This is a genomic window from Rhodothermales bacterium (assembly GCA_017643395.1).
Taxonomy (GTDB): domain Bacteria; phylum Bacteroidota; class Rhodothermia; order Rhodothermales; family UBA10348; genus JABDJZ01.
This window is the reverse complement of sequence record JAEPNP010000001.1, coordinates 630,538-651,081: the sequence shown is the minus strand read 5'-3', so window position 1 is coordinate 651,081 and position 20,544 is coordinate 630,538. Positions and strand designations below refer to the sequence as shown.

Sequence of the window (20,544 nt, the reverse complement as noted above, 5' to 3'; positions counted from 1 at the left end):
CATGGCTGACGAGAACAAGAAGCCCCGCAAGCCGACGCTGCCTCCGGGCATGGAGAAGCGCAAACCGACGCTTCCTCCCGGATCCGAGAAGCGGCAACCGACCATGCCGCCCGGTGCCCCGGCAGGGCGCAAGGCCACGCTGCCTCCGGGAATGAAACCGGGTGGCCAGCCCGCGGGCAAGCGCACCCCCAATCGTCCGCCAGGTGGCAACCTCCCGCCCGGCAAGAAGGCCAAGTTGCCGCCCGGAATGGGTGGAGACGGCGCTTCCGTTCTGACGCGCGCGGACTTCACCAGCGACCAGGACGTGCGCTGGTGCCCGGGGTGCGGGGACTACGCCATCCTGGCCACCGTGCAGCGGCTCATGCCGGAGATCGACACGCCGAAGGAGAACGTGGTGTTCATCAGCGGCATCGGCTGCTCGAGCCGCTTTCCGTACTACATGAAGACGTACGGCATGCACTCCATCCACGGACGCGCGCCGACGATTGCCACGGGCCTGAAGGCCTCACGGCCGGAGCTGGATGTGTGGATTGTCACGGGCGATGGGGATGGTCTGTCCATCGGCGGCAACCACCTGATTCACCTGATGCGGCGCAACGTCAACGTGCAGCTGTTGCTGTTCAACAACCAGATCTACGGGTTGACCAAGGGGCAGTACAGCCCGACGTCGGAGACCGGCAAGGTGACCAAATCCACGCCGTTCGGTTCGATTGACCACCCGTTCAATCCGACGGCGCTGGTGCTGGGTGCGGATGCCACGTTCGTGGCGCGCACCATGGACAGGGATCCCAAGCACATGAAGAAGCACCTCAAGGCGGCACACGCCCACCGGGGTACCTCTTTCCTGGAGATCTACCAGAACTGCAACATCTTCAATGACGGCGCCTTCTTCGAGTACACCGAGAAGGCCACCAAGTCAGACCGGGCGATCTTCATTGAGCACGGCAAACCGCTGACCTACGCCGGCGGCACCAAGGGACTTAGGCTGGAAGGCTTCCACCTCGAGGCCGTGGACCTGGGCGACAAATGGTCGGCCTCGGACTGCGTGGTCTATGACGAGACCAGCGTGGAGCTGGCCGGAATCGTGGGACGCATGTTCCGCGATGCGGTCCTGCCGCAGCCGTTCGGCGTGTTCTATCGCGTGGAGCGGCCCACCTATGAGGACCAGTTGCACGCGCAGATCAAAGATGTGACCGGTCGTCGCGGAAAGGGAGAACTGAAGGCGCTCCTGAACGCGGGGGATACCTGGGAGGTGGCGTAGGGAGGCCGCGAGTGCGCCGCGGCCGTGCGATGAGACCTCGGCCGTGCACGCGAACTTCCCGCGTAGACGCGAACCCGCCTTGCAGAAGCCGGTTGGCCGCGATACATTTTGAAGCTCTGCAAAAACCAAAGACGTGTACGCCAAACCACGTGCACGCACTGAGATCATGAAGAAGGACACGCACCCGGATTACAAGTTCATTACGGTGCAGCTGGCCGACGGAACCAGCTTCAAGACCCGCTCCACCATGGGCGGCGACGAGTACAAGTCGGAGGTCGACTCCACGAACCACCCGTTCTACACGGGTAAGCGTCAGTACGTGGACACCGCTGGCCGCGTCGAGAAGTTCAGACGGCGCTACGGCAAGAAGTAAGCTGCCGCCGATTCAGGCTTTGGAGGGGCGATTCGCTTGGGCGGGTCGCCCCTTTCTGCTTCCATTACCCCGGCCTCGCCGAGCCCATTTCGTAATCTACGTTTCGTAAAGTGTGAAACAGGTTTTACGAAACCCACCTGCATGACCCCACTCGAAATCATTCGCCTGAAGCGTGAGGGCGGCTCCATCCCGGCGCCGGCCCTGCGCGAACTGGTCCTGGCCTACACGCGGGACGAGGTGCCGGACTATCAGATGAGCGCGTTCCTGATGGCCGCGTTTCTGAAAGGCATGACGGGCGATGAGACCGAGACCCTGGTGGAGGCCATGCTGCGTTCGGGGGAGGTACTGGACCTGTCTGCCATCCCTGGCGCGAAGGTGGACAAGCACTCGACGGGCGGCGTTGGTGACAAAATTTCCCTGATCCTTGCGCCGCTGGTGGCTTGCCTGGGCGTGAACGTGCCCATGATTTCCGGGCGCGGCCTGGGGCACTCCGGCGGCACGCTGGACAAGCTGGAGTCCATACCGGGATTCCGTACGGACTTGTCCATCGCCAGGATGAAAGAGCAGTTGGCGGACCTGAACGTGGCCATGATCGGCCAGACGGCCGAGATCGCACCAGCCGACAAGCGCCTCTACGCCTTGCGCGATGTCACGGCCACCGTCGAGTTCATCCCGTTCATCGCCGCGTCGATCATGAGCAAGAAGCTTGCAGAGGGGCTGGACGGACTCGTGCTCGACGTCAAAGTCGGCAACGGCGCTTTCATGAAGACTGAGGAGCAGGCGCAGGAGTTGGCAGAAGCACTGGCCAATGTAGGCAACAGCCGTGGCTGCCAGACCGTGGCCCTGATGACGTCGATGGAAGAGCCGCTCGGACATGCCATCGGCAACTGGCTGGAAGTCGCCGAGTCCGTGGATGTGCTGCGAGGGGCCGGCCCGGCCGACGTAGCCGAGCTGAGCTGCGTGCTGGCCGGAGAGATGCTGGCTATCGGCGGCAAGAGCCCATCGCCCGAAGAAGGAGCCGAGGAAGCGCGCGAGGCGTTGAGAGATGGCAGGGCGTTCTCCAGGTTCGCGGCCCTGGTGACCGCGCAGGGTGGCGATGCGGCCTCGCTGGAAGCGTGCTGGGAGCGCGAGGGCATTGCTCCCGTTGGAGATGTGACGGCGCCGGAGGATGGCTACGTAACCGCCATCGACGCATTCCAGTTGGGCATGGCCGGCGTACGCATGGGAGCCGGAAGAATGCGGAAAGAGGACGCTGTAGACCCGTTTGCGGGCATCACCCTCAACAAAAAGGTGGGAGACCCCGTAAGAGCCGGGGAGACGCTCGCCCGACTGCATGGATCGGACCCCTCACGCGTGACGGATCAGGCCCGTGAAGTGGGGCAAGCGTTCACCCTCGGGCAAGAGCGCCCGACTCCCCAGGCCCTGGTTCGTGGGAGGTATTCCGACGGAGGGTGGAGCTATGTGTGAGCTCACCCTCCTTCGGAACCCCATCCGCCGATTCCGGGCCGTATATTGAATTTTGCGGTCCCCCGCACGTAAAAACCCACGTTGAGCACATGTCCATCTGGTCACGATTCAAGCGCCTGATGAAGTCCATCTTCGGCGGTGCGATTTCATCGCTTGAAGACCCCAAACTCATCCTCGAGCAGAACATCCGGGAACTGAATGATCAGGTCCCGAAGATGAACGAGAACATCGCGACGGTGAAGGCCAACGTGATGCTGCTCCAGAAGGAACACAAGAAGTACCAGTCGGAAGTCGCCGACCTGACGGCCAAGATCAAGGCAGGCATCCAGGCCGGCCGCGACGACATCGCCGAGAAGTACGCCCTGCGTCTGCAGAACACGCAGGAAAGCATGCAGCGCACGCAGGAGCAGCTGACCTACGCGTCGGCGGCCTACGACAAGGCGCTGCAGGTCAAGAAGGCGTTCATGCGCGAGAAGGAGCGCAAGATTGCCGAGGCCAAGGAGGCCCTGCGCGCCCACGAGCGGGCCAAGTGGCAGGCCAAGGTCGCCGATACGCTCGAGAGCTTCGAAGTGACCGGTGTCGATCAGACGCACGACGAGATGATCAACCGGATCCAGGAGCAGACGGCCAAGAACGAGGCGCGCATGGAAATGGCCCTGGACTCCATCGATACGCAGGCCATGCAGATCGAGGAGGACGCCCAAGCTATCCGCGCGGCCGAGCTGGTCAAACAGTTCAAGCTGGAAATGGGCGTGGGCGATACGAGCAATGCCCAGGGCGAACCGCAGCTGGAAGTCCCCGAGGCCGAAGCCGAGGCGGGCGCCAAGACCATCGGCAAGCAGCGGTCCAAGACTGACTGACGCCGGTGACGCCAGAAGAATATCAGCGACTGAAGGAGGCTGAGAAGGAACACCTGCGTTCGCTTCGCAAGCTGAAGCAGGCCGTTCGCAGTCTGGAGTCGCAGAAGAAGCTGACGGATGCGGTCACCCGGGTGACCGAGCCGCTGGACGCGCTGGACAAGCACGATGCGCTTGTGCGGGATCTGGCCATGGAAACCGCGCGCAACGAGGCCAAGCTCGACGTGGCGCTGGAATCCGTGGCGCAGGACCGTGCGGCTGAAGTGGCCCGCGACATGGCGGATGAGGAGGCCCTGCGCAAGGCACGCGCGGCCGACCTGGTGCGCCAGTTGCGTGAGCAGGCCGCGAGCCCATCGCCCGAAAAGACAGCCGCGGCCACACCCGCGCAGTCCACCGAGAAGAAGCCCCCGAGCCCACTCCCGGAAAAGACCATCGGCCGGATGAAACCCTGAAGCCCGCGCGCCCTCCCCAACGGCGCGGACTGTTTATGACGGATGTTCAGTTGAACTATAGCAAGGAAGCATTCCTTCACCCCTGGAACCTGACGTTCCTGATCGTGGGCATGTTGTCGGCATTTGCGGTGAGCTCGTTTGCACCGGGGAGTCCGCTTTTTGAGACGATTCTCCTGTTTGCGGCGGCCATCGAGCTCATGTACCTGGGGTGGATGCCCCGGCAGGAGCGGTTCCGGCGGGCGGTGAAGTCGCGGCGCGCGGCTGAGCACGCCAAGCCGCCGAGCCAGAAGGAAATCTTCCAGCATCTGACCAAGCACAGCCAGCGGCGCTACGCGCGGCTGCGCAAGCTGGAGAAGGAGATCCGCTCCAACTATCGCAAGCTCAGCTACGCGTCGCAGGGCATGCTGGACAGTCACCTCAAGAAGGTGAACTCGCTGCTGGATTCGTACCTCAATCTGCTCTACCAGAAAGAGCGCTACGAACTCACCGCGCACTCCACAACAGAAACGGAGGTGGTGCGCGCCATCGAGACGCTGCGCGAGGACATGGAGGATGACTCGGACCGGGTCCGGGCGATCAAAATGCGTCGCATGCGCATCCTTGAGCAGCGTCTGGAGCGGTCCAAGAAGGGACAGGAGAACCTCGAAATCATCGAGGCGCAGATGGAGACCATCGAGGATGTGGTGCTCTACATCCACGAGCAGTCGCTGACGCTGCGCAATCCCGAGGAGATCTCCTTCCAGCTGGATACACTGCTCAGCGAGGTCGAGGAGACCCAGGCGTCCGTTGAAGAACTTGAGGCGGTATTCGCCTCGCCGACCGATCTTCTTTCGGATCTTGATACGTTTGAGGCGCCCACGTCCTCTACCAGTAGCGCGGATCGCACCCGCGAGGGCGCCTGACCTCTTCCTCCCCCGACTGAATGGATTTCGAGACGCTCCTCCTGGAGATCGAAGACGGCATTGCCGTCGTCACCATCAATCGTCCGGACAAGCTGAATGCGCTGAATGCGCAGGTTCTGGATGACCTCGATGCCTGTTTCACTGCCCTGGCCACAAACGATGCGGTGCGCGCAGTCGTGCTGACCGGCGCCGGCGAGAAGGCCTTCGTGGCAGGCGCCGACATCACGCAGTTCACGCGGCTGGACGCACAGACCGCTACGGGCTTTGCACTTCGCGGCCAGGAGGTGTTTGGCAAGATCGAGAACCTCGGCAAGCCGGTCATTGCGGCCATCAACGGCTTTGCGCTAGGTGGTGGGTGTGAAATCGCGATTGCGTGTCACATGCGTGTGGCCTCTTCGAATGCGCGTTTGGGGCAGCCTGAAGTCGGACTGGGGCTCATGTGCGGCTATGGCGGCACACAGCGCCTGCCACGTATTGTCGGACTCGGACATGCCATGGAGCTTCTGACGACCGGAGCGCACATCACGGCAGAGCGTGCGCATGAGATCGGCCTGGTGAACAAGCTGGTTGAGCCGGGTCAGGCGTTGGCTGCGGCGCGGGAGATGGCTGCAGTGATCGCGCGGCAGGCGCCCATCGGCGTGAAGCTCTCCCTGGAAGCTGCGCTCGCTGCGGATCAGCGGTTGTCGGACGGCCTTCAGATGGAGGCCGAGCTGTTTGGCCGCACGTTCGACACCGAAGACCTCACCGAAGGGGTGTCGGCGTTTCTTGAACGCAGAAAACCCACGTTCCAGGGCCGTTAGTGCTGTATGTGATCCTGATCGTGGTGACGCTGGCGCTGAGCGCCTTCTTCTCGGGATCCGAGATCGCATTCGTTACGGCCAACCGGCTGCGCGTGGAAGTGGTGGCCCGGCGTTCCGGTTTCTCAGGCCCGCTGGTCCAGCGCTTCCTCAAGGATCCATCGACGTTGCTCACCACCACCCTTGTGGGCAACAACCTGGCGCTGGTCACCTACTCCACGCTGTTGGCGCTCTTTCTGGAGCCGCCGCTCTCGGAGCTGTTCACGCAGACCATGGGCGTCTCCGAGCAGGCCTCCGACGTGCTCGTGCTCATGGTTCAGACGCTGATCGGCTCGGCCGTGGTGCTGGTCGTCGGCGAGATCATTCCGAAGAGTCTGATGCGGGAGGTAGCCAGCCAGGCCGTCTTTGCCCTGGCACTGCCACTGCGCATCACCTACATCGTGCTTCTGCCGTTCATCAAAGTCGCGGGCCTCGCGGCCGGCATGATCATCCGGTTCGCGAAAGGGGACGGAGACACGCTGTCCCGATTCATCCGGCGGGACTTCGAGTTGATGATTGAAGAGAGCAAGCTGTCCGGCGAGCTGGATCTGGACGAGGAGGAGACGGCGCTGTTGTCCAACGTGTTTGCGATGGGCTCAATCCGGGTAAAGGAGTCCATGGTGCCCCGTACGGAAATTGCAGCCGTGGAGGAGAACACGCCGATCGAGGAGCTGATGGGCGAGTTCGTGCGCACCGGACATTCGAAGCTGCCCGTCTATCGCGAGAACATCGACAACGTGGTCGGGGTGGTCTTTGCCTACGATCTCTTCAGCGATCCTGCTTCGTTGCAGGAGATGCTGCGGGAGCCGACCTTCATCCCGGAAACGAAACTCTCGAAGGACCAGCTGCGGGATTTCCTCGAGGCGAAAACGTCCATTGCGATTGTGATCGACGAGTACGGCGGAACGGCCGGACTGGTCACTGCCGAAGATCTGCTGGAAGAGTTGTTCGGCGATATCCAGGACGAATTCGACACCGAGACGGAGATCATCCGGCAGTTGGACGAACGCACCATCGTCGCCTCGGCCAGGCTGGAGCTCGACGAGTTGGAAGCAAAAATGGGCTGGAAGCTGCCGCCGGGCGACTACGAAACCGTGTCCGGATACCTGCTATCCAGACTGGGCACGATTCCGGCGATGCGGGAGGAGTTCGACGAAGATGGTTTCCGCTTCACGGTGCTGGAGGCGACGGCCAACCGCCTTGAGCTGCTGCGCATCCGGCATTTGGAGGGCGAGTAGGCGGGGGCGCGGCCCGCAGGTCCTTGATGGTCCCTATGCCCGGTCCTGCTCGGCGAAGGCGCGCACCAGCTTGAGGTGGGTTTCGACCACGCTTACCAGCTGCAGCTTTTCCATGCGCTTCCTGGGAGACTCCGGCAGCCCCGGGGGCGATATGCGCCCCATCCACAGTTCCATCTTGTCTTTGAGCGCGCGCGGGCCGGGCAGTTTTCCCGGAGGGAAGTGTGCTTCATAGAACGAGAGCTTGCGACCCAATCGTTCGTAGGAGGCGGTCTCGGCGCTCAGAATCGCCTCCGATTGATCTTCAGCCGACAGCACGGCACCTCCCACCACGTAGTCGCGGTAGGTGAGTGGTAGTTGAGCCAGAGTCTCGGCAACCAGAGCATGTTCGCGCAGCGTCCTGGCCGTGGTGACAGACAGGAGCGCCAGCGTCTCTTCCGCCACCAGTTCGGGGTCTGCCCCCTCCATGGATTCCAGGCACCGGCCGGCGATCTGCTGCGCTGTGGTGACCGCTCCCAGGACGGCGAACGATGTGAGGGTTGCCGTCATAGGGCTAGTCTCGGACTTCTGGACAGACGTCCAGACGGTCTAGTCGACGACGAACGTGACCTTTGCGTTGACGCGATACTCGACAATCTTGCCGTCGCGTACCCGGCCCTGAATGTTCTTGGCGTACACGCTTCGGATTCCGCGAACGGACTTCCCCGCTTCAGCGACAGCAGCCTCCAGGGCCTGCTCGATGGTGGAGCCTTCTGCGATCACTTCGATGACTTTGGCGATCGACATGCTATTCCTCTGACTGGTCTTCTTCCGTGCGGCCGATGGACGTACGCATGTTCGTATCGGCCTGGATGTTCTTGAGATTGTAGTAGTCCATTACACCCAGATTGCCGTCGAGAAACGCCTGGGAGATGGCCTTCGGGATCTCGGCCTCGGCCAAGACCACTTTGGCGCGGGCTTCCTGGACGGAGGCACGCATCTCCTGCTCGGCGGCCACGGCGGCGGCGCGACGCTCTTCCGCTTTGGCGCGTGCGATCTTCAGGTCGGCGTCGGCCTGATCGGTCTGCAGCTTGGCTCCGATGTTCTCGCCGACATCCACGTCTGCGATGTCGATGGACAGAATCTCGAATGCCGTGCCGGAGTCGAGCCCCTTGGCCAGTACCACCTTCGAGATGGAGTCCGGATTCTCGAGCACCACGGCATGGGTCGCAGACGAGCCAATCGTCGATACGATACCCTCGCCGACACGGGCGATGATGGTTTCTTCCCCGGCTCCACCGACGAGTCGCTCGATGTTGGCTCGCACCGTCACGCGGGCAATGGCGCGCACCTGAATGCCGTCCTTGGCCACTGCGGACACGGCCGGGGTCTCAATCACCTTCGGGTTCACAGACACCTGAACGGCCTCGAACACGTCGCGACCAGCCAGATCAATGGCGGTGGCCCGCTCAAACGACAGGTCGATGTTCGCCTTGTCGGCCGAGATGAGCGCGTTCACGACCGATTGCACGTGCCCCCCGGCCAGGTAATGCGCCTCCAGCTGCGGGGTGTCCAGGTAAATCCCCGCCTTGTACGCCGTGATGAGAGGGCGCACGATCTGGGTCGGCGGCACCTTGCGAAGGCGCATGCCCACAAGATCTCTGAAGAGCTTGAGCCGCACTCCGGAGAAGTAGGCGGTCACAAAGAGCCCGACCGGGATGAAGTACAGGAAAATCATCACGCCGATCAGGATCAGCGCGATCAAGAGCAGGCCGCCGGCCGAAAACACTACGTCCATGGTCAGGGGGTGTCCTTGCGGTAATTGCCGCTCTGGCCGCCGGTCTTGGCCACCAGATGAATGTCATGAATGCGGATGCCCTTGCTCACCGACTTGCACATGTCGTACAGGGTGAGCGCGGCCACGGAGACGGCCGTCAGGGCTTCCATCTCGACGCCGGTTGCGCCGACAGTCTTGGCGAACGCACGAATCGTGACCGAGTCTGTGTCCTCGTCCAGGCTCAGGTCCACATCGATGCCCCGCAGGTTTACCGCGTGGCAGAGCGGAATGAGCCGACTGGTCTCCTTGGCCCCCATGATCCCGGCGAGCTGGGCCGTTGAAATCACGTCGCCCTTCCGGATGCGCTGCTCCTTGACTGCCTCAAATGCATCGGCACCCAGCAGCACCTTGCCCTCAGCCACCGCCGTGCGCACGGTATCGGATTTGGAGGAAGTGTCGACCATGTGAACCCCACCCTCGGGGTCCAGGTGAGTCAGAATCGGGGCGTCCGGGGTGTCCATGAATCAGGCGGAAAGGAAGGCGTTCAAGATAGCGGGACGGGTCGGGAGCGGCAACGTGATTCGGCGCACCACAAGAGGTCAGCCTCCGATCAGAATCATGGGGCGATCTGGGCGGTCGGCCAGCGCAAACATGCCCGCGTGTGCGGCCTTCTTGGCACGCACCGTGCTCGCGACGAGCTGCTCCAGTTCCGCGTCCGTCGCACCGGCTCGCAGCGCATCGCGCAAGCTGACTCCATCCTGGCCAAACAGGCAGTTGCGTAACCGTCCATCGGCCGTGAGACGAATTCGATTGCACGAGCCGCAGAACTTGTCCGTCATCGAACTGATGAAGCCCACGGTGCCACGCGCCCCGGGAATGCGCCAATCTGTGCTGACTGCGTTGGCCCCACGGGCGATGGGCTCCAGCCGAGGCCACCGGTCTCGCACCCGCTCCAGCATCTCCGCATACGGAACCAGCTCGCCGGAATCCCACCCGTTGCCGGAGAAAGGCATGTACTCGATGAAGCGCATACCGAGTGGCCGGTCGATGGACATGGCAGCGAAGTCGAGCAGCTCGTCCTCATTGCTGCCGCGTAGCACCACGCAATTCACCTTGGTGCCGGAATAGCCGTGGGCCAGCGCCGCGTCGATGGCACCCAATACGCGGTCCAGGCCTGGTCGCCGGGTCATCTCACGGAATCGATCCTCGCGCAGCGTGTCCAGAGAGATGTTGAGGTGGGTCAGGCCCGCGTCCTTGAGGTCAGGGAGTTTCTGTTCGAGCAGCAGGCCGTTTGTGGTCATGGCTAGCGTCTCGATGCCTGGCAGCGCAGCCAGCATGCGGACCAGCTCCACCGCGTCCTTGCGCACCAGCGGCTCGCCGCCGGTCAGCCGGATCTTGCGAACGCCGCGCTCGGCGAAGAACCGGGCCAGGCGTTCGATCTCCTCAAACGTGAGCATGTCGGCTCGAGGCTTGAGTGGCACGCCGGCGGCCGGCATGCAATAGACGCAGCGCAGGTTGCACCGCTCCGTGAGGGCGATGCGCAGGTAGTCGTGGAAGCGCGCAAACGTGTCCGTCAGAAGCGGCGCCGGGCTATGTTCAGAAGGGGCCGTCAACGCTGATAGACTGCCTCTCCACCGACGTAGGTAGCCTGGACCTCTGCGTCCAGAATGTCAGGGCCCGGCAGGCGCATGATGTCGGCGCTCAGGACGACGAAGTCGGCCCACTTGCCGGGAGACAGCGAACCAAGTTTGTCCTCCTGGAAGGCGGCATAGGCCCCATCGATCGTGAATCCGCGAAGGGCCTCCTCACGGCTCAGGGCCTCGCCCGGATACCATCCGCCTTCCGGCCAGCTTGCCGCGTCCTGGCGGGTTACGGCTGCGTAGTAACCCAGCAGCGGGTCGACTTGCTCCACCGGGAAATCGGAGCCGAGGGCGAGACGAACGCCGGAATCCAGCATGGTGCGCCATGCATAGGCTCCCCGGATGCGGCCGGGCCCGACGCGATCCTCCGCCCAGTACATATCGCTGGTGGCGTGGGTGGGCTGCATGGAAGCGATGACGCCGAGCTGGGCGTGACGCTCGATGTCACCGGGGGCTACGACCTGCGCGTGTTCGTTGCGGTGGCGCTGGTCCGGACTGATGCCGGCCTGCTCGTAGGTGTCGAGCAGCAGGCGGTTGCCCGCATCGCCAATGGCGTGGCTGTTTATCTGGTATCCACAGTCGAGAGCCTGCTGGACAAGGACGGCGTAGTCCGCAGGCGTCGTTCGGAGCAGGCCGCGGTTGCCCGGATCGTCGGCGTAGTCCTCCAGCAGGGCGGCCCCGCGACTGCCCAGGGCACCGTCCAGGTACATTTTGACCGAACGGACCGTGAGACGGTCACCGTAGTCGATCAGGTGGTTGTTGCAGTAGTGCTCAAAACTCGGCCCCGGCTCCGTCATCGCATACAGGCGAGCGGTGAATCGGTCCTCATCAATGAATCGCTTGACGCGCTCCAGGAACGCCATGTCCGCGCCGGCCTCGTGAACCGAGGTGATCCCGAACCGAGCCATTTCGGATAACGCGGCCTCCAGTCCACGCTCCAAATCCTCCTCGGAAAACGAGGGCTGGTACTCGCCGACGAGGTGTTCAGCATTGTCGATAAAGACGCCGGTCGGCGCCCCGGACGCGTCGCGCAGAATCACTCCCCCGGGCGGGTCCTCGGATTCGGCGATGGTTTCAAATCCTGCTGCCCGCATGGCTGCGGTGTTGGCCCACATCGCGTGACCATCGATGCGCTCCAGCCACACCGGCCGGTCGGGAAACGCGTCATCCAGATCGAGACGGGTCGGAAAATCGGTTACGGCCCAATCATTCTGATCCCAGCCTCGGCCCAGCAGCCACGCATCGTCTGGAACGCGCTCGGAATGCGCCTGGAGGCGAGCAATGATCTCCTGCACACTCTGAGTGCCCACCAGGTCTGCCGAAAGGCGCATGGTCGAGAGATTGCGAACGTGCGCATGGGAATCGACCAGGCCGGGGATGACCACCGCACCGCCGAGATCTACCTCGTCGGCGTCATCGACCTGGGCGCGCAGCTCCTCGGTCTCGCCGACGGCCGTGATCACGCCGTCCTGGACGAGCATGGCGCTGACCTGCGGCTGGTCCTCGTCAACGGTGTAGATCACACCGGAGTGGAAGAGCGTGGGAGTGGGCTCCGGGGCCTGTTGGGCACACGCGGCAAGCCCCAGGAGGAGGAGGGGGATCAGTCGACGCATCATCACAAGGTGGGTGGGACATCCCTGAACGCGTCGGGGCGAAAGGGTTTCAGTCGGGCTGGTGAGCATGCCCGAGACAATCACTGCCTAACGGGGGCTCGGTGGCCGTCCGGTCACCCCTGCTCGGCGCGCCGTTCTACCCAGAGCGTCACCGGGCCGTCGTTGACAAGTCGAACATCCATCATTGCACCGAAGCGGCCTGTGGGCACGGACTTTCCGATGTGTTCCGCCATGCGCTGCGCGAAGGCCAGGTAGAGCGGTTCGGCCGTTTCAGGTGGCGCGGATTCGACGAACGATGGGCGATTGCCCTTTCGCGTATTGCCGTACAGCGTGAACTGAGACACCACCAGGACTTCGCCTCCGACATCGGCCACACTCCGGTTCATCAAGCCGTTCTCATCCGGAAAGATGCGCAGGTTCGCGCACTTGCGGCTCAGCCACTCGACTTCGGCAGCCGTGTCGGTGCGATGCACACCCAGCAGGATGAGAAGGCCCTTCCCGATCTCTCCGACCACGTCTCCCGAGACGGCGACCGAGGCCTGAGAGACGCGCTGCAGCAGGGCTACCATGGAATGGCCTCCAGGAGCGCCTGCAGGGCGCGTCCCCTGTGGGAGATGACATTCTTGCGCTCAGCCGGCAATTGGGCAAAGGTGAGCGTCTCTCCGTCAGGTTGAAAGATCGGGTCGTAGCCGAAGCCGCCCTCTCCAAGGGGAGACCTGAGAATGGTGCCGGCGCAGATTCCTTCGACGACTGTTTCGCCCTGGTCCGAAACAAGTGCGATGGCGGTGCGGAAGCGGGCGCTCCGGTCGGAGGCATGCTCCAACTCGCCAAGCAGTTTGCGGATGTTGTCCTGAGGCGAGCAGTCCGGGCCGGCGTAGCGGGCCGAGTACACTCCGGGCCGCCCATCAAGAGAGGTGACCTCGAGGCCCGTATCGTCTGCCAGAGCGGGGAGGCCCGTGAAGCGGTGCAGCGTTCGAGCCTTCTTCAGCGCATTGCCTTCGAGCGTTGGTTGGTCTTCCACGACCTCAGGGGCCGCAACATCTGCTGAGGACAGGATGTGCTCCACCCTCCCCAAGAGCAGTTGCCTGAACTCGGCGAGTTTGCCCGGATTGCCTGTGGCCACGACCAATTGGTTCATGGCGCCAAAGCTAGCTACCGGCAGGCCCCCTGGGCCACCGCCTGTCCCAACCGGGTGGCCGTTCGCCGTGCGTTACCGACCGTTCGTCCCGTTGCAGTAACCGGTGGCCGGTCGCCCCGTAGCTGGGTCTGTTACCAATTGCCAAATCATCTGCTAACTCTGGGGAGGGTCATAATGCAGATTCTTAACACCGTTCGCCGGGGCGCCTGCCTCGCTCTTCTAGTTGCCCTCGTCGGCTCATCAACTGCATTCGCACAGGCCTACGCCGAAAAGGATCAGCAGTGGTGGAATATGCTCGAGGCCCAGCTCGTCGAGTCAGCCCAGTCCGACATTGATCAGGTGCGCCATGAGGCCTTCCAGCACATCATCTTCTTCGCGGAGAACTATGATCAATTCGTCAACTTTGACGACGCAGCGTTTGAGATCATGGGCCGCTTCGAAGCTTCGGATTCCGTTGAGGAGCGTCTGCTCGCACTGGCCGCATTGAACGCAATCGGCGAAGAGGCCACGATTTCCCGTCTTATGGAAGTCGCTGACGCCGAATCTTCTGAGCGCGTGAGAGCCGTTGCTGCCAAGGTGCTGCTCAATCACGCCGCAGGCTGAGTTCCGCGGGCCAGGCTTTCGAGTTGACAAAGCGGGTCGATACGCCTACATTGAAAGGCTCCACCAACCCTTTTGCTGATTCAGAACCTGTGGCCGTAGGAATAAAAGTCCGCGACAACGAGTCGATTGATCGCGCCCTCCGTCGTTTCAAGCGCGCTGTGAACCGCAGCCGAGTGCTTCGCATCTACCGTTCCAACATGGCATATACCAAGCCATCCGAGGAGCGTCGCCTCGCACGCCAGAAGGCGCTTCGGAACGCACGCAAGCGGAATCGCTACTACTAGGCGCATCGGCAGGAGCTACGGCTCCGCATAGATTGAAAAAGGGGTGTCACCTTGGGTGGCACCCCTTTTCTTATGGCGGCAGATTCCGCGCGGTGGCAGTTCAAACCTCGGCCCGTGTCGTAGGTCGCCGCGATTCTACGTGTTCCATGGTGAAGTCCTGGATCACAAGTACCGACGATGCGCCTGCCCCTCAGCGTATTGGTGGCGGACGACCATCCGGCCGTCCACGAAACCCTGTCGCTGCTGGCAGCAAAGTCAGGCAAAATTGTTCTCCTGGACCCTGCCTTTACGCGGAACGGAATATCCGCAGACCAGGAGCCGGACATAGTCGTCCTGGACGTTCGACTTCCCAATCTACCCGGCGGTCGAATCACAAGCATGGCGACGGAGGAGCTGGAGGAAATAGCCGGGCGCTTCCGGCCCGATACACGCATTCTCCTGTACACGGCACAGCTGTCTCTCCCCACGTTGTCGCTTTGGCAGGCAGGAATAGTCTCCGGCCTGGCGTATAAGGGTGATAGCCTGAATACGCTGCTCTCCAGCATCGAGGATCTGGGTTTACGGAGAGTCGAGCGGGCTGTGACTCCTGCGGTCCGAGCATGGTTGGAGCGAATCAACGATCCCCGCGCAGTCTTGCGGGATATTGAGGACGACCTGATCCACTTGCCGGAGGTTTCATGGCCGGCGGATGTGCAGGAGCTTCTGATCTACCTGAATGCCCATGTCTGGAGTGAACACTGCACGATCAGCAGTGCAATTCGCAGCACTCGTTCAGGTCGCGGAGTACCCGGAAGATTCAGGCGGTATGTGGGCAAGTACCCCAAGGAGTACTTGCAGATGATCCGGGTGCGAGCCTTGGTGGATCTGCGAAACCAGTGTGGGCTCAGTATATCCGAAGCCGCAGCCTGGGCCGGATATGCCAGCGAATCTGCTGGACGGAAGGCGCTATCCCGCTCACTGGATCAGAATTCCTGACAAAAGTGCGGACTCAATTCCCACCGAAAGTGCCATCCACCGGAACATGATAGCGCTAATCTCCGGGACACTATCACCAACCCTGAGGTTACCCATGCGAGTCGTTCTACTGCTTCTTTCTGCTTTGGCCCTCGTTCTTGTGCTGGACATTTCTTCAGACGCAACAGCGCGCGTACCCGCGGGTGACTGTGGCGGGCTGCAAGACGGCCTCTATCTGTATGCATGCTCCGGGGGAGATCTGGGCATCTACAACATTCTGGGTCAGCAGGAGGTATCCTACTGCAGCGATTGCTGCGCGGGAGACGAGTTTGCCTACGCGTTCGTGGTCATCGATGAAACCTGTCACGGAGGCGTGATCTAGTGCCTCGCCGCCTGACCACCTGGATCCTGGCTTGCGGGCTGTTGCTCTTCGGGGCAACAGCCTGCTCGTCGGGCGACTCCGGTGCTGACGAGGATGGCCAGCCGACGGTTCAGGTCGAGCGCGTTTGGGCGCTTGGTTCCGCCGAATCAGCCGACTTTGGGGTGATTGAGGCGATTGAGGTGGACGAAGACGGCACCGTCTATATCGCCGACCGCGGCTTTCATCAGGTGATCAAGGTGTCGCCGGATGGCCAGATCCTGAAGAGAGTTGGGCAGCGTGGTGCTGGTCCGGGCGAGTTCGCGGTGGGGCCACGGTTTCTTCGCGTTAGCAATGCCTCCGTCTTCGTTCTGGAAGGCGAGGTTGGCTCCGACCGGATGCACGAGTTCGACAAGGACCTCAACTGGATTGCCACACATTCGCTGAACCCGGAGGTTCGGCCTACGAATGGTTTGGCGATCTCCGGGGGAGGTCATCCTGTGGTAGTGCGATCGGGACTCCTCGGGGCGCATTTTGTCGAACTCCGGGACGGCCAGGAGGTCGAGCTCCAACCCATACACCCCCCGCGAAAGGGACCCTGGAGCAGCATCTTTTTCGACGTCGCGCCCTCAGGTGCTCTGGTCGTTCAGTACCGGTTTCTGAATCGCACGGAAGTGCACGCGGGAAGTGCCTCGAGCGTGCACCGGCTGGCCGGACTGCCGGCGCAGGCCGATTCCGCAGAAGTCGGTGCAGGTATGAGGCAATCGCCCGTCACGGCAGGGTTGAGTGCGTACCCGACCAATCTTCTGGTCTCTCACATGAGCAGCGGGGGCGAGCAGGTCTGGATGCTGGGTGCTCACAAGGCGCGCATGCCCCATCGCACGGCCTTTCGTTTCGACCTGGCTACAGGCGACACCCAGGAGCTGGTTCTTCCCGTGGAGCGGGCAAACGCACTGGGGGCAAACAGCAGGCGACTGTGTGCGGACGATCGTCAGACACGCCTCGTCTGTTTCGCCTTGTAGAGGCTGGCTCGGCCGTTCCCGAAAGACGGCTACTCCGACTCAAGTCCAAGTGCCCGCGCGACAATCCCGTCCTGCTCCACCGCGTGCACGTGATGCGACCCGGTAGCGGGCGATGCGGACATCGGCCGACCGGCGTAGCCGATTCGCTCGCAGTCGTCTCCGCGCACCTCGGCAAGCAGCTCCTCCAGCGGGTACCGGATGAACTGCCAGGCGCCCATGTTGGCGGGTTCCTCCTGGAGCCAGATCACCTTGGCTGAAGGGAACCGCGACAGTTCCTCCCTGATCGCGGCGCGATCGAGCGGATACAACTCCTCGACCCGGGCCAGCGCCACGGGGGCTCCGGTCTCTTTCAGCTTCTGAAGGGCGTCGTAGTACACTTTCCCGCTGCAGAAGACCAGGCGCTCCACGGAGGATGGATCGTCGACATCAGCCGGAATCACCGGCCGGAATGCGCTCTCCGTAAAGTCGGCCGGGTCGGAGACCGCCAGCGGGTGGCGCAGCAGACTCTTGGGCGACATTACTACCAGAGGCAGCTTCTTCTCTGAATGCACCTGCCGACGCAGCGCGTGGAAGATGTTTGCAGGCGTGGTGATGTTGCAGACCTGCATGTTGCCCTCGGCACACAGCTGCAGGAAGCGCTCCAGGCGCGCGGAAGAGTGCTCGGGTCCCTGTCCCTCGTACCCATGCGGCAGCAGTAGGACGAGCGAGCTTTCCTGCCCCCATTTCTCGCCGGCTGCCGACAGGAACTGGTCAAAGATGATCTGGGCACCGTTGGCGAAGTCGCCGAACTGGGCCTCCCAGATTACCAGTGAATCGGGCGAGGCCACGGAATAGCCATACTCGAAACCGGTGACGGCGTACTCCGACAGCAGGCTGTCGTAGATGTACAGCCGGCCCTGTTTCTCCGCCACGTGGTTGAGCGGGATGTACTCGTCGGCGTTCTCCTGGTCGTAGACCACGCCGTGACGGTGCGAAAACGTGCCTCGCCGGGAATCCTGCCCGCTGAGACGCACGTGGCGACCCTCGGCGAGGATGGTGCCGAAGGCCAGTGCCTCCGCAAAACCCCAATCGACCTTGCGCTCGTCGTGGTACAGCTTCTCGCGCCGCTGAAACTGGCGAAGCAGCTTCTTGTGCACGTTGAAGCCCTCCGGAAATGTCATCAGGGACTTGATGACCGCATCGATCAAATCCTGGGAGGCAGCGGTCTCAATCTTGACCGGACCCTCGGGCTCGTTGGACCTTAGCGGTGCTCGCGGCGGCGGTGCAGGCTCTTCTGCCGTGACCTCTTTGGTCCGCGTAAACGCATCGTTCAGGCGATTGCGGTAATCCTCCAGGACCTGCTCTGCCTCTTCGGGGCTCATGTCGCCGCGGCGGAGCAGCAGCTCCGTGTACAGCTTGCGCACCGAGCGCTTGGCCTCAATCTTCTTGTAGAGAAGCGGCTGGGTATAGGTCGGCTCGTCACCCTCGTTGTGCCCGCGCACGCGGTAGCACAGGAGGTCGATGACCACGTCCTTGTTGAACACCTGCCGGAAGTCCAGGGCCAGGCGGGCCACCCGCACGCACGCTTCCGGATCGTCGCCATTGACGTGGAAGATGGGCGCCTGGATCATGCGGGCGATGTCGCTCGCGTATGTGGAAGACCGCGCGGACTCGGGCCCTGTGGTAAATCCGATCTGGTTGTTGATGACGATGTGCACCGTTCCGCCGGTCTCGTAACCGGGGAGCTGCGACAGGTGCAGGGTCTCTCCGACCACGCCCTGGCCGGCGAAGGCCGCATCGCCGTGAATCAGAATCGGCAGCACGGCATCGTGATAGTCGCGGCGCTCGGAGTCACCACGTTCGTCCCGAATGGCCTCCTGCTTGGCGCGCGCCATGCCCTCAACGACAGGATTGACGGCCTCCAGGTGGCTGGGGTTGGAGGCCAGCGTCACCTTCACTTTCGACCCGGAGGGCGACTCGTGCTCGTCCCGCGCGCCGAGGTGGTATTTCACATCGCCCGAGCCCTGCGTCGTATTCGGATCGATGTTGCCCTCGAACTCCGAGAAAATGACCTCGTAGGGCTTGTTCAGGATGTTCGCGAGCACATTCAGGCGCCCGCGGTGGGCCATGCCGATCACCACTTCGGCCGTCTCCTGGTTGGCCGCATCCGACAGGATCATGTCCAGCATGGGAATGACCGTCTCGGAGCCCTCCAGGCTGAATCGTTTGTGACCGATATACTTGGTGTGCAGGAAGTTCTCAAACGCCTCCGCTCCGTTGAGCTTCTCCAGCATGCGCTTCTTCGCCGTCTCCGAGATCGGCTCGACACCACGCACGGGCTCGATGCGTTCAACCAGCCAGCGCTTCTCCTGTGGATCCGAGATGTGCATGAACTCGACACCCACCTTGCGGGTGTAGGTCTGCCGCAGGATTTCCAGGATGTCCCGGAGCGGCAGCATGTCGTGCCCCGCGAGGCCGCCTGTGACGAACTCGCGGTCCAGATCCCAGATGGTCAGTCCGTACTCCTTGGGATCCAGTTCCGGATGGTAGCGCCAGTTGTAGCCCAGCGGATTCACATCCGCCTGCAGGTGCCCCCGTACCCGATAGGCGCGGATCAGCTGCAGCACCTTGGCCTGCTTGCGCACCATGTCCAGCTCGTCGGCGCGTTGTCCACCCACCATGGGAGTGGAGTCCACGGCACCGACATACGGCTGGTACGGGATCCCCAGGCTCTGGAAAATCTCCTCGTAGTAGCTGTGGTGCCCGGTCAGGAGCTCTTCCACGTGCTTCAGGAACGCCCCGCTCTCGGCGCCCTGGATGACGCGGTGGTCGTAGGTCGAGGTGATGCTCATCACCTGGGAGATGCCGGTCCGCGCGATGACCTCTGGCGGGAAGGCGTGGTACTCCGTGGGGTAACCGATTGAGCCGACACCGACAATCAGGCCCTGGCCCTGCATGAGGCGGGGCACCGAGAGCGCCGTACCGATCATGCCCGGGTTCGTGATCGATGCGGTCGTGCCCATGAAATCCGCGATCTCGAGCTTGTTGTCGCGGGCACGGCGCACGAGGTCATTGTAGTGACCCAAAAACTCGCGGAAGCTGAGGCCGTCAGCACCCTTGATGTTGGGCACCAGGAGACTGCGTCGGCCTCGGCGCTCGACATCGATGGCCAGTCCCAGGTTGACCGATCCGGGGATGACATGTTCGGGCGTTCCGTTCTGCTGACGGAACGTGGTATTCATGTTCGGGAAGGCGGCAATGCCCTTGACGATCGCGTACGCGATCAGGTGCGTATAGGACACCTTGTTGCCGCCCACATCGCGCTGGTGGGCATTTATCAGCTGGCGGTTCTCGGCCAGCAGTTTGACCGGAACCGAGCGTACCGAGGTGGCCGTCGGGACCTGGAGGCTGGCCTCCATGTTCTCGACGATTTTGGCGGCCGGGCCACGGATGGCCTTGGCCTCTGCACCTTCCTGCAGGTCGGCTGCCGCCGTGGCACCGTCCCCCCGGCCGGTCGGGGCCTGCGTGGCCGTCGCAGTCGGCGTCTGAGCCGGGGCGGTCGCGGGCTGGGCGGGCGTTGCCGCTACAAACTCTTCTCCTGGGTTGTAGTCCTGGAAGAAGTCTCGCCAGCTTTCGCTGACGCTGTTCGGGTCTTCCAGGTACTGCCGGTACAGGTCTTCAATGTAGCCGGTGTTGAATCCGAGGTTGCTCACTAGTGGCGGAAGTCTGAGCGGGTGAGGTGCAGGAAGGCGCGAGGGTGTGCACGCCTGGGAGTTGGTCAATTCCAGCGTGAACGATGCGGTTTGGGCTTTGA

Annotated in this window: 22 protein-coding genes; 13 read left to right on the top strand and 9 right to left on the bottom strand. The window is 62.7% G+C overall.

What is annotated here, in order from left to right; genetic code table 11:
• Position 1: 1 nt before the first annotated feature.
• From JJ896_02550 to JJ896_02515, 8 genes are all read left to right on the top strand, one after another.
• On the top strand, positions 2-1,261 hold the full coding sequence (locus tag JJ896_02550; GenBank protein MBO6778511.1) for a 2-oxoacid:ferredoxin oxidoreductase subunit beta: 1,260 nt from the start codon (positions 2-4) through the stop codon (positions 1,259-1,261).
• 166 nt (positions 1,262-1,427) lie between these two features.
• On the top strand, positions 1,428-1,634 hold the full coding sequence (gene rpmE / locus JJ896_02545; GenBank protein MBO6778510.1) for a 50S ribosomal protein L31: 207 nt from the start codon (positions 1,428-1,430) through the stop codon (positions 1,632-1,634).
• Between the two features lie 141 nt (positions 1,635-1,775).
• Positions 1,776-3,101 (top strand): thymidine phosphorylase, encoded by a 1,326-nt coding sequence (locus JJ896_02540; GenBank protein ID MBO6778509.1) that lies wholly within the window; start codon positions 1,776-1,778, stop codon positions 3,099-3,101.
• A gap of 89 nt (positions 3,102-3,190) precedes the next feature.
• Positions 3,191-3,961, top strand: a complete 771-nt coding sequence (locus JJ896_02535) for a PspA/IM30 family protein (GenBank protein MBO6778508.1) — start codon at positions 3,191-3,193, stop codon at positions 3,959-3,961.
• A 5-nt stretch (positions 3,962-3,966) separates the two neighbouring features.
• Positions 3,967-4,410 (top strand): hypothetical protein, encoded by a 444-nt coding sequence (locus JJ896_02530; GenBank protein ID MBO6778507.1) that lies wholly within the window; start codon positions 3,967-3,969, stop codon positions 4,408-4,410.
• Between the two features lie 35 nt (positions 4,411-4,445).
• Positions 4,446-5,312, top strand: coding sequence for a hypothetical protein (locus JJ896_02525; protein MBO6778506.1), 867 nt, complete (start codon positions 4,446-4,448; stop codon positions 5,310-5,312).
• A 20-nt stretch (positions 5,313-5,332) separates the two neighbouring features.
• Entirely contained in the window at positions 5,333-6,112 is a 780-nt protein-coding gene (locus tag JJ896_02520; GenBank protein MBO6778505.1) for an enoyl-CoA hydratase/isomerase family protein, read from the top strand.
• Positions 6,112-7,386 carry an HlyC/CorC family transporter gene (locus JJ896_02515; protein MBO6778504.1) on the top strand — a complete coding sequence of 425 codons (1,275 nt, stop codon included), beginning with the start codon at positions 6,112-6,114 and terminating at the stop codon, positions 7,384-7,386. Before JJ896_02520 ends, JJ896_02515 begins: the two co-directional genes overlap by 1 nt.
• 33 nt (positions 7,387-7,419) lie before the next feature.
• Here JJ896_02515 and JJ896_02510 read toward each other — a convergent pair whose 3' ends face one another.
• From JJ896_02510 to rdgB, 8 genes are all read right to left on the bottom strand, one after another.
• Positions 7,420-7,932: a hypothetical protein gene (locus JJ896_02510; protein ID MBO6778503.1), complete on the bottom strand. Its 513-nt coding sequence runs from the start codon at positions 7,930-7,932 to the stop codon at positions 7,420-7,422.
• A gap of 39 nt (positions 7,933-7,971) precedes the next feature.
• The gene (locus JJ896_02505; protein MBO6778502.1) at positions 7,972-8,169 is read right to left on the bottom strand and encodes a dodecin domain-containing protein; all 198 of its coding nucleotides are present in this window, start codon (positions 8,167-8,169) and stop codon (positions 7,972-7,974) included.
• Between the two features lies 1 nt (position 8,170).
• Positions 8,171-9,160: a flotillin-like protein FloA gene (gene floA / locus JJ896_02500; GenBank protein ID MBO6778501.1), complete on the bottom strand. Its 990-nt coding sequence runs from the start codon at positions 9,158-9,160 to the stop codon at positions 8,171-8,173.
• A gap of 2 nt (positions 9,161-9,162) precedes the next feature.
• Positions 9,163-9,660 carry a cyclic pyranopterin monophosphate synthase MoaC gene (gene moaC / locus JJ896_02495; protein MBO6778500.1) on the bottom strand — a complete coding sequence of 166 codons (498 nt, stop codon included), beginning with the start codon at positions 9,658-9,660 and terminating at the stop codon, positions 9,163-9,165.
• Positions 9,661-9,738: 78 nt separating this feature from the next.
• A complete protein-coding gene (gene moaA, locus JJ896_02490) occupies positions 9,739-10,752 on the bottom strand; it encodes a GTP 3',8-cyclase MoaA (protein MBO6778499.1) in 1,014 nt (337 codons plus the stop codon).
• Positions 10,749-12,392, bottom strand: a complete 1,644-nt coding sequence (locus JJ896_02485) for an amidohydrolase (GenBank protein MBO6778498.1) — start codon at positions 12,390-12,392, stop codon at positions 10,749-10,751. Before JJ896_02485 ends, moaA begins: the two co-directional genes overlap by 4 nt.
• A 113-nt stretch (positions 12,393-12,505) precedes the next feature.
• Complete coding sequence (locus JJ896_02480) at positions 12,506-12,961, bottom strand: D-tyrosyl-tRNA(Tyr) deacylase (GenBank protein MBO6778497.1); 456 nt, start codon at positions 12,959-12,961, stop codon at positions 12,506-12,508.
• Positions 12,955-13,530, bottom strand: coding sequence for an RdgB/HAM1 family non-canonical purine NTP pyrophosphatase (gene rdgB, locus JJ896_02475; protein MBO6778496.1), 576 nt, complete (start codon positions 13,528-13,530; stop codon positions 12,955-12,957). Before rdgB ends, JJ896_02480 begins: the two co-directional genes overlap by 7 nt.
• Before the next feature lie 174 nt (positions 13,531-13,704).
• Here rdgB and JJ896_02470 point away from each other — a divergent pair, with 174 nt between their 5' ends.
• From JJ896_02470 to JJ896_02450, 5 genes are all read left to right on the top strand, one after another.
• Positions 13,705-14,133 (top strand): hypothetical protein, encoded by a 429-nt coding sequence (locus JJ896_02470; GenBank protein ID MBO6778495.1) that lies wholly within the window; start codon positions 13,705-13,707, stop codon positions 14,131-14,133.
• 89 nt (positions 14,134-14,222) lie between these two features.
• Positions 14,223-14,417 (top strand): 30S ribosomal protein S21, encoded by a 195-nt coding sequence (rpsU, locus tag JJ896_02465; GenBank protein MBO6778494.1) that lies wholly within the window; start codon positions 14,223-14,225, stop codon positions 14,415-14,417.
• Positions 14,418-14,594: 177 nt separating this feature from the next.
• Positions 14,595-15,392: a hypothetical protein gene (locus JJ896_02460; GenBank protein MBO6778493.1), complete on the top strand. Its 798-nt coding sequence runs from the start codon at positions 14,595-14,597 to the stop codon at positions 15,390-15,392.
• A 94-nt stretch (positions 15,393-15,486) separates the two neighbouring features.
• Complete coding sequence (locus tag JJ896_02455; protein ID MBO6778492.1) at positions 15,487-15,753, top strand: hypothetical protein; 267 nt, start codon at positions 15,487-15,489, stop codon at positions 15,751-15,753.
• Complete coding sequence (locus tag JJ896_02450; GenBank protein ID MBO6778491.1) at positions 15,753-16,751, top strand: hypothetical protein; 999 nt, start codon at positions 15,753-15,755, stop codon at positions 16,749-16,751. The genes JJ896_02455 and JJ896_02450 overlap by 1 nt, the downstream gene beginning before the upstream one ends.
• 29 nt (positions 16,752-16,780) lie before the next feature.
• Here the strand turns inward: JJ896_02450 and JJ896_02445 are convergent, their stop codons facing one another.
• The gene (locus tag JJ896_02445; protein ID MBO6778490.1) at positions 16,781-20,443 is read right to left on the bottom strand and encodes a multifunctional oxoglutarate decarboxylase/oxoglutarate dehydrogenase thiamine pyrophosphate-binding subunit/dihydrolipoyllysine-residue succinyltransferase subunit; all 3,663 of its coding nucleotides are present in this window, start codon (positions 20,441-20,443) and stop codon (positions 16,781-16,783) included.
• Positions 20,444-20,544: the final 101 nt, after the last annotated feature.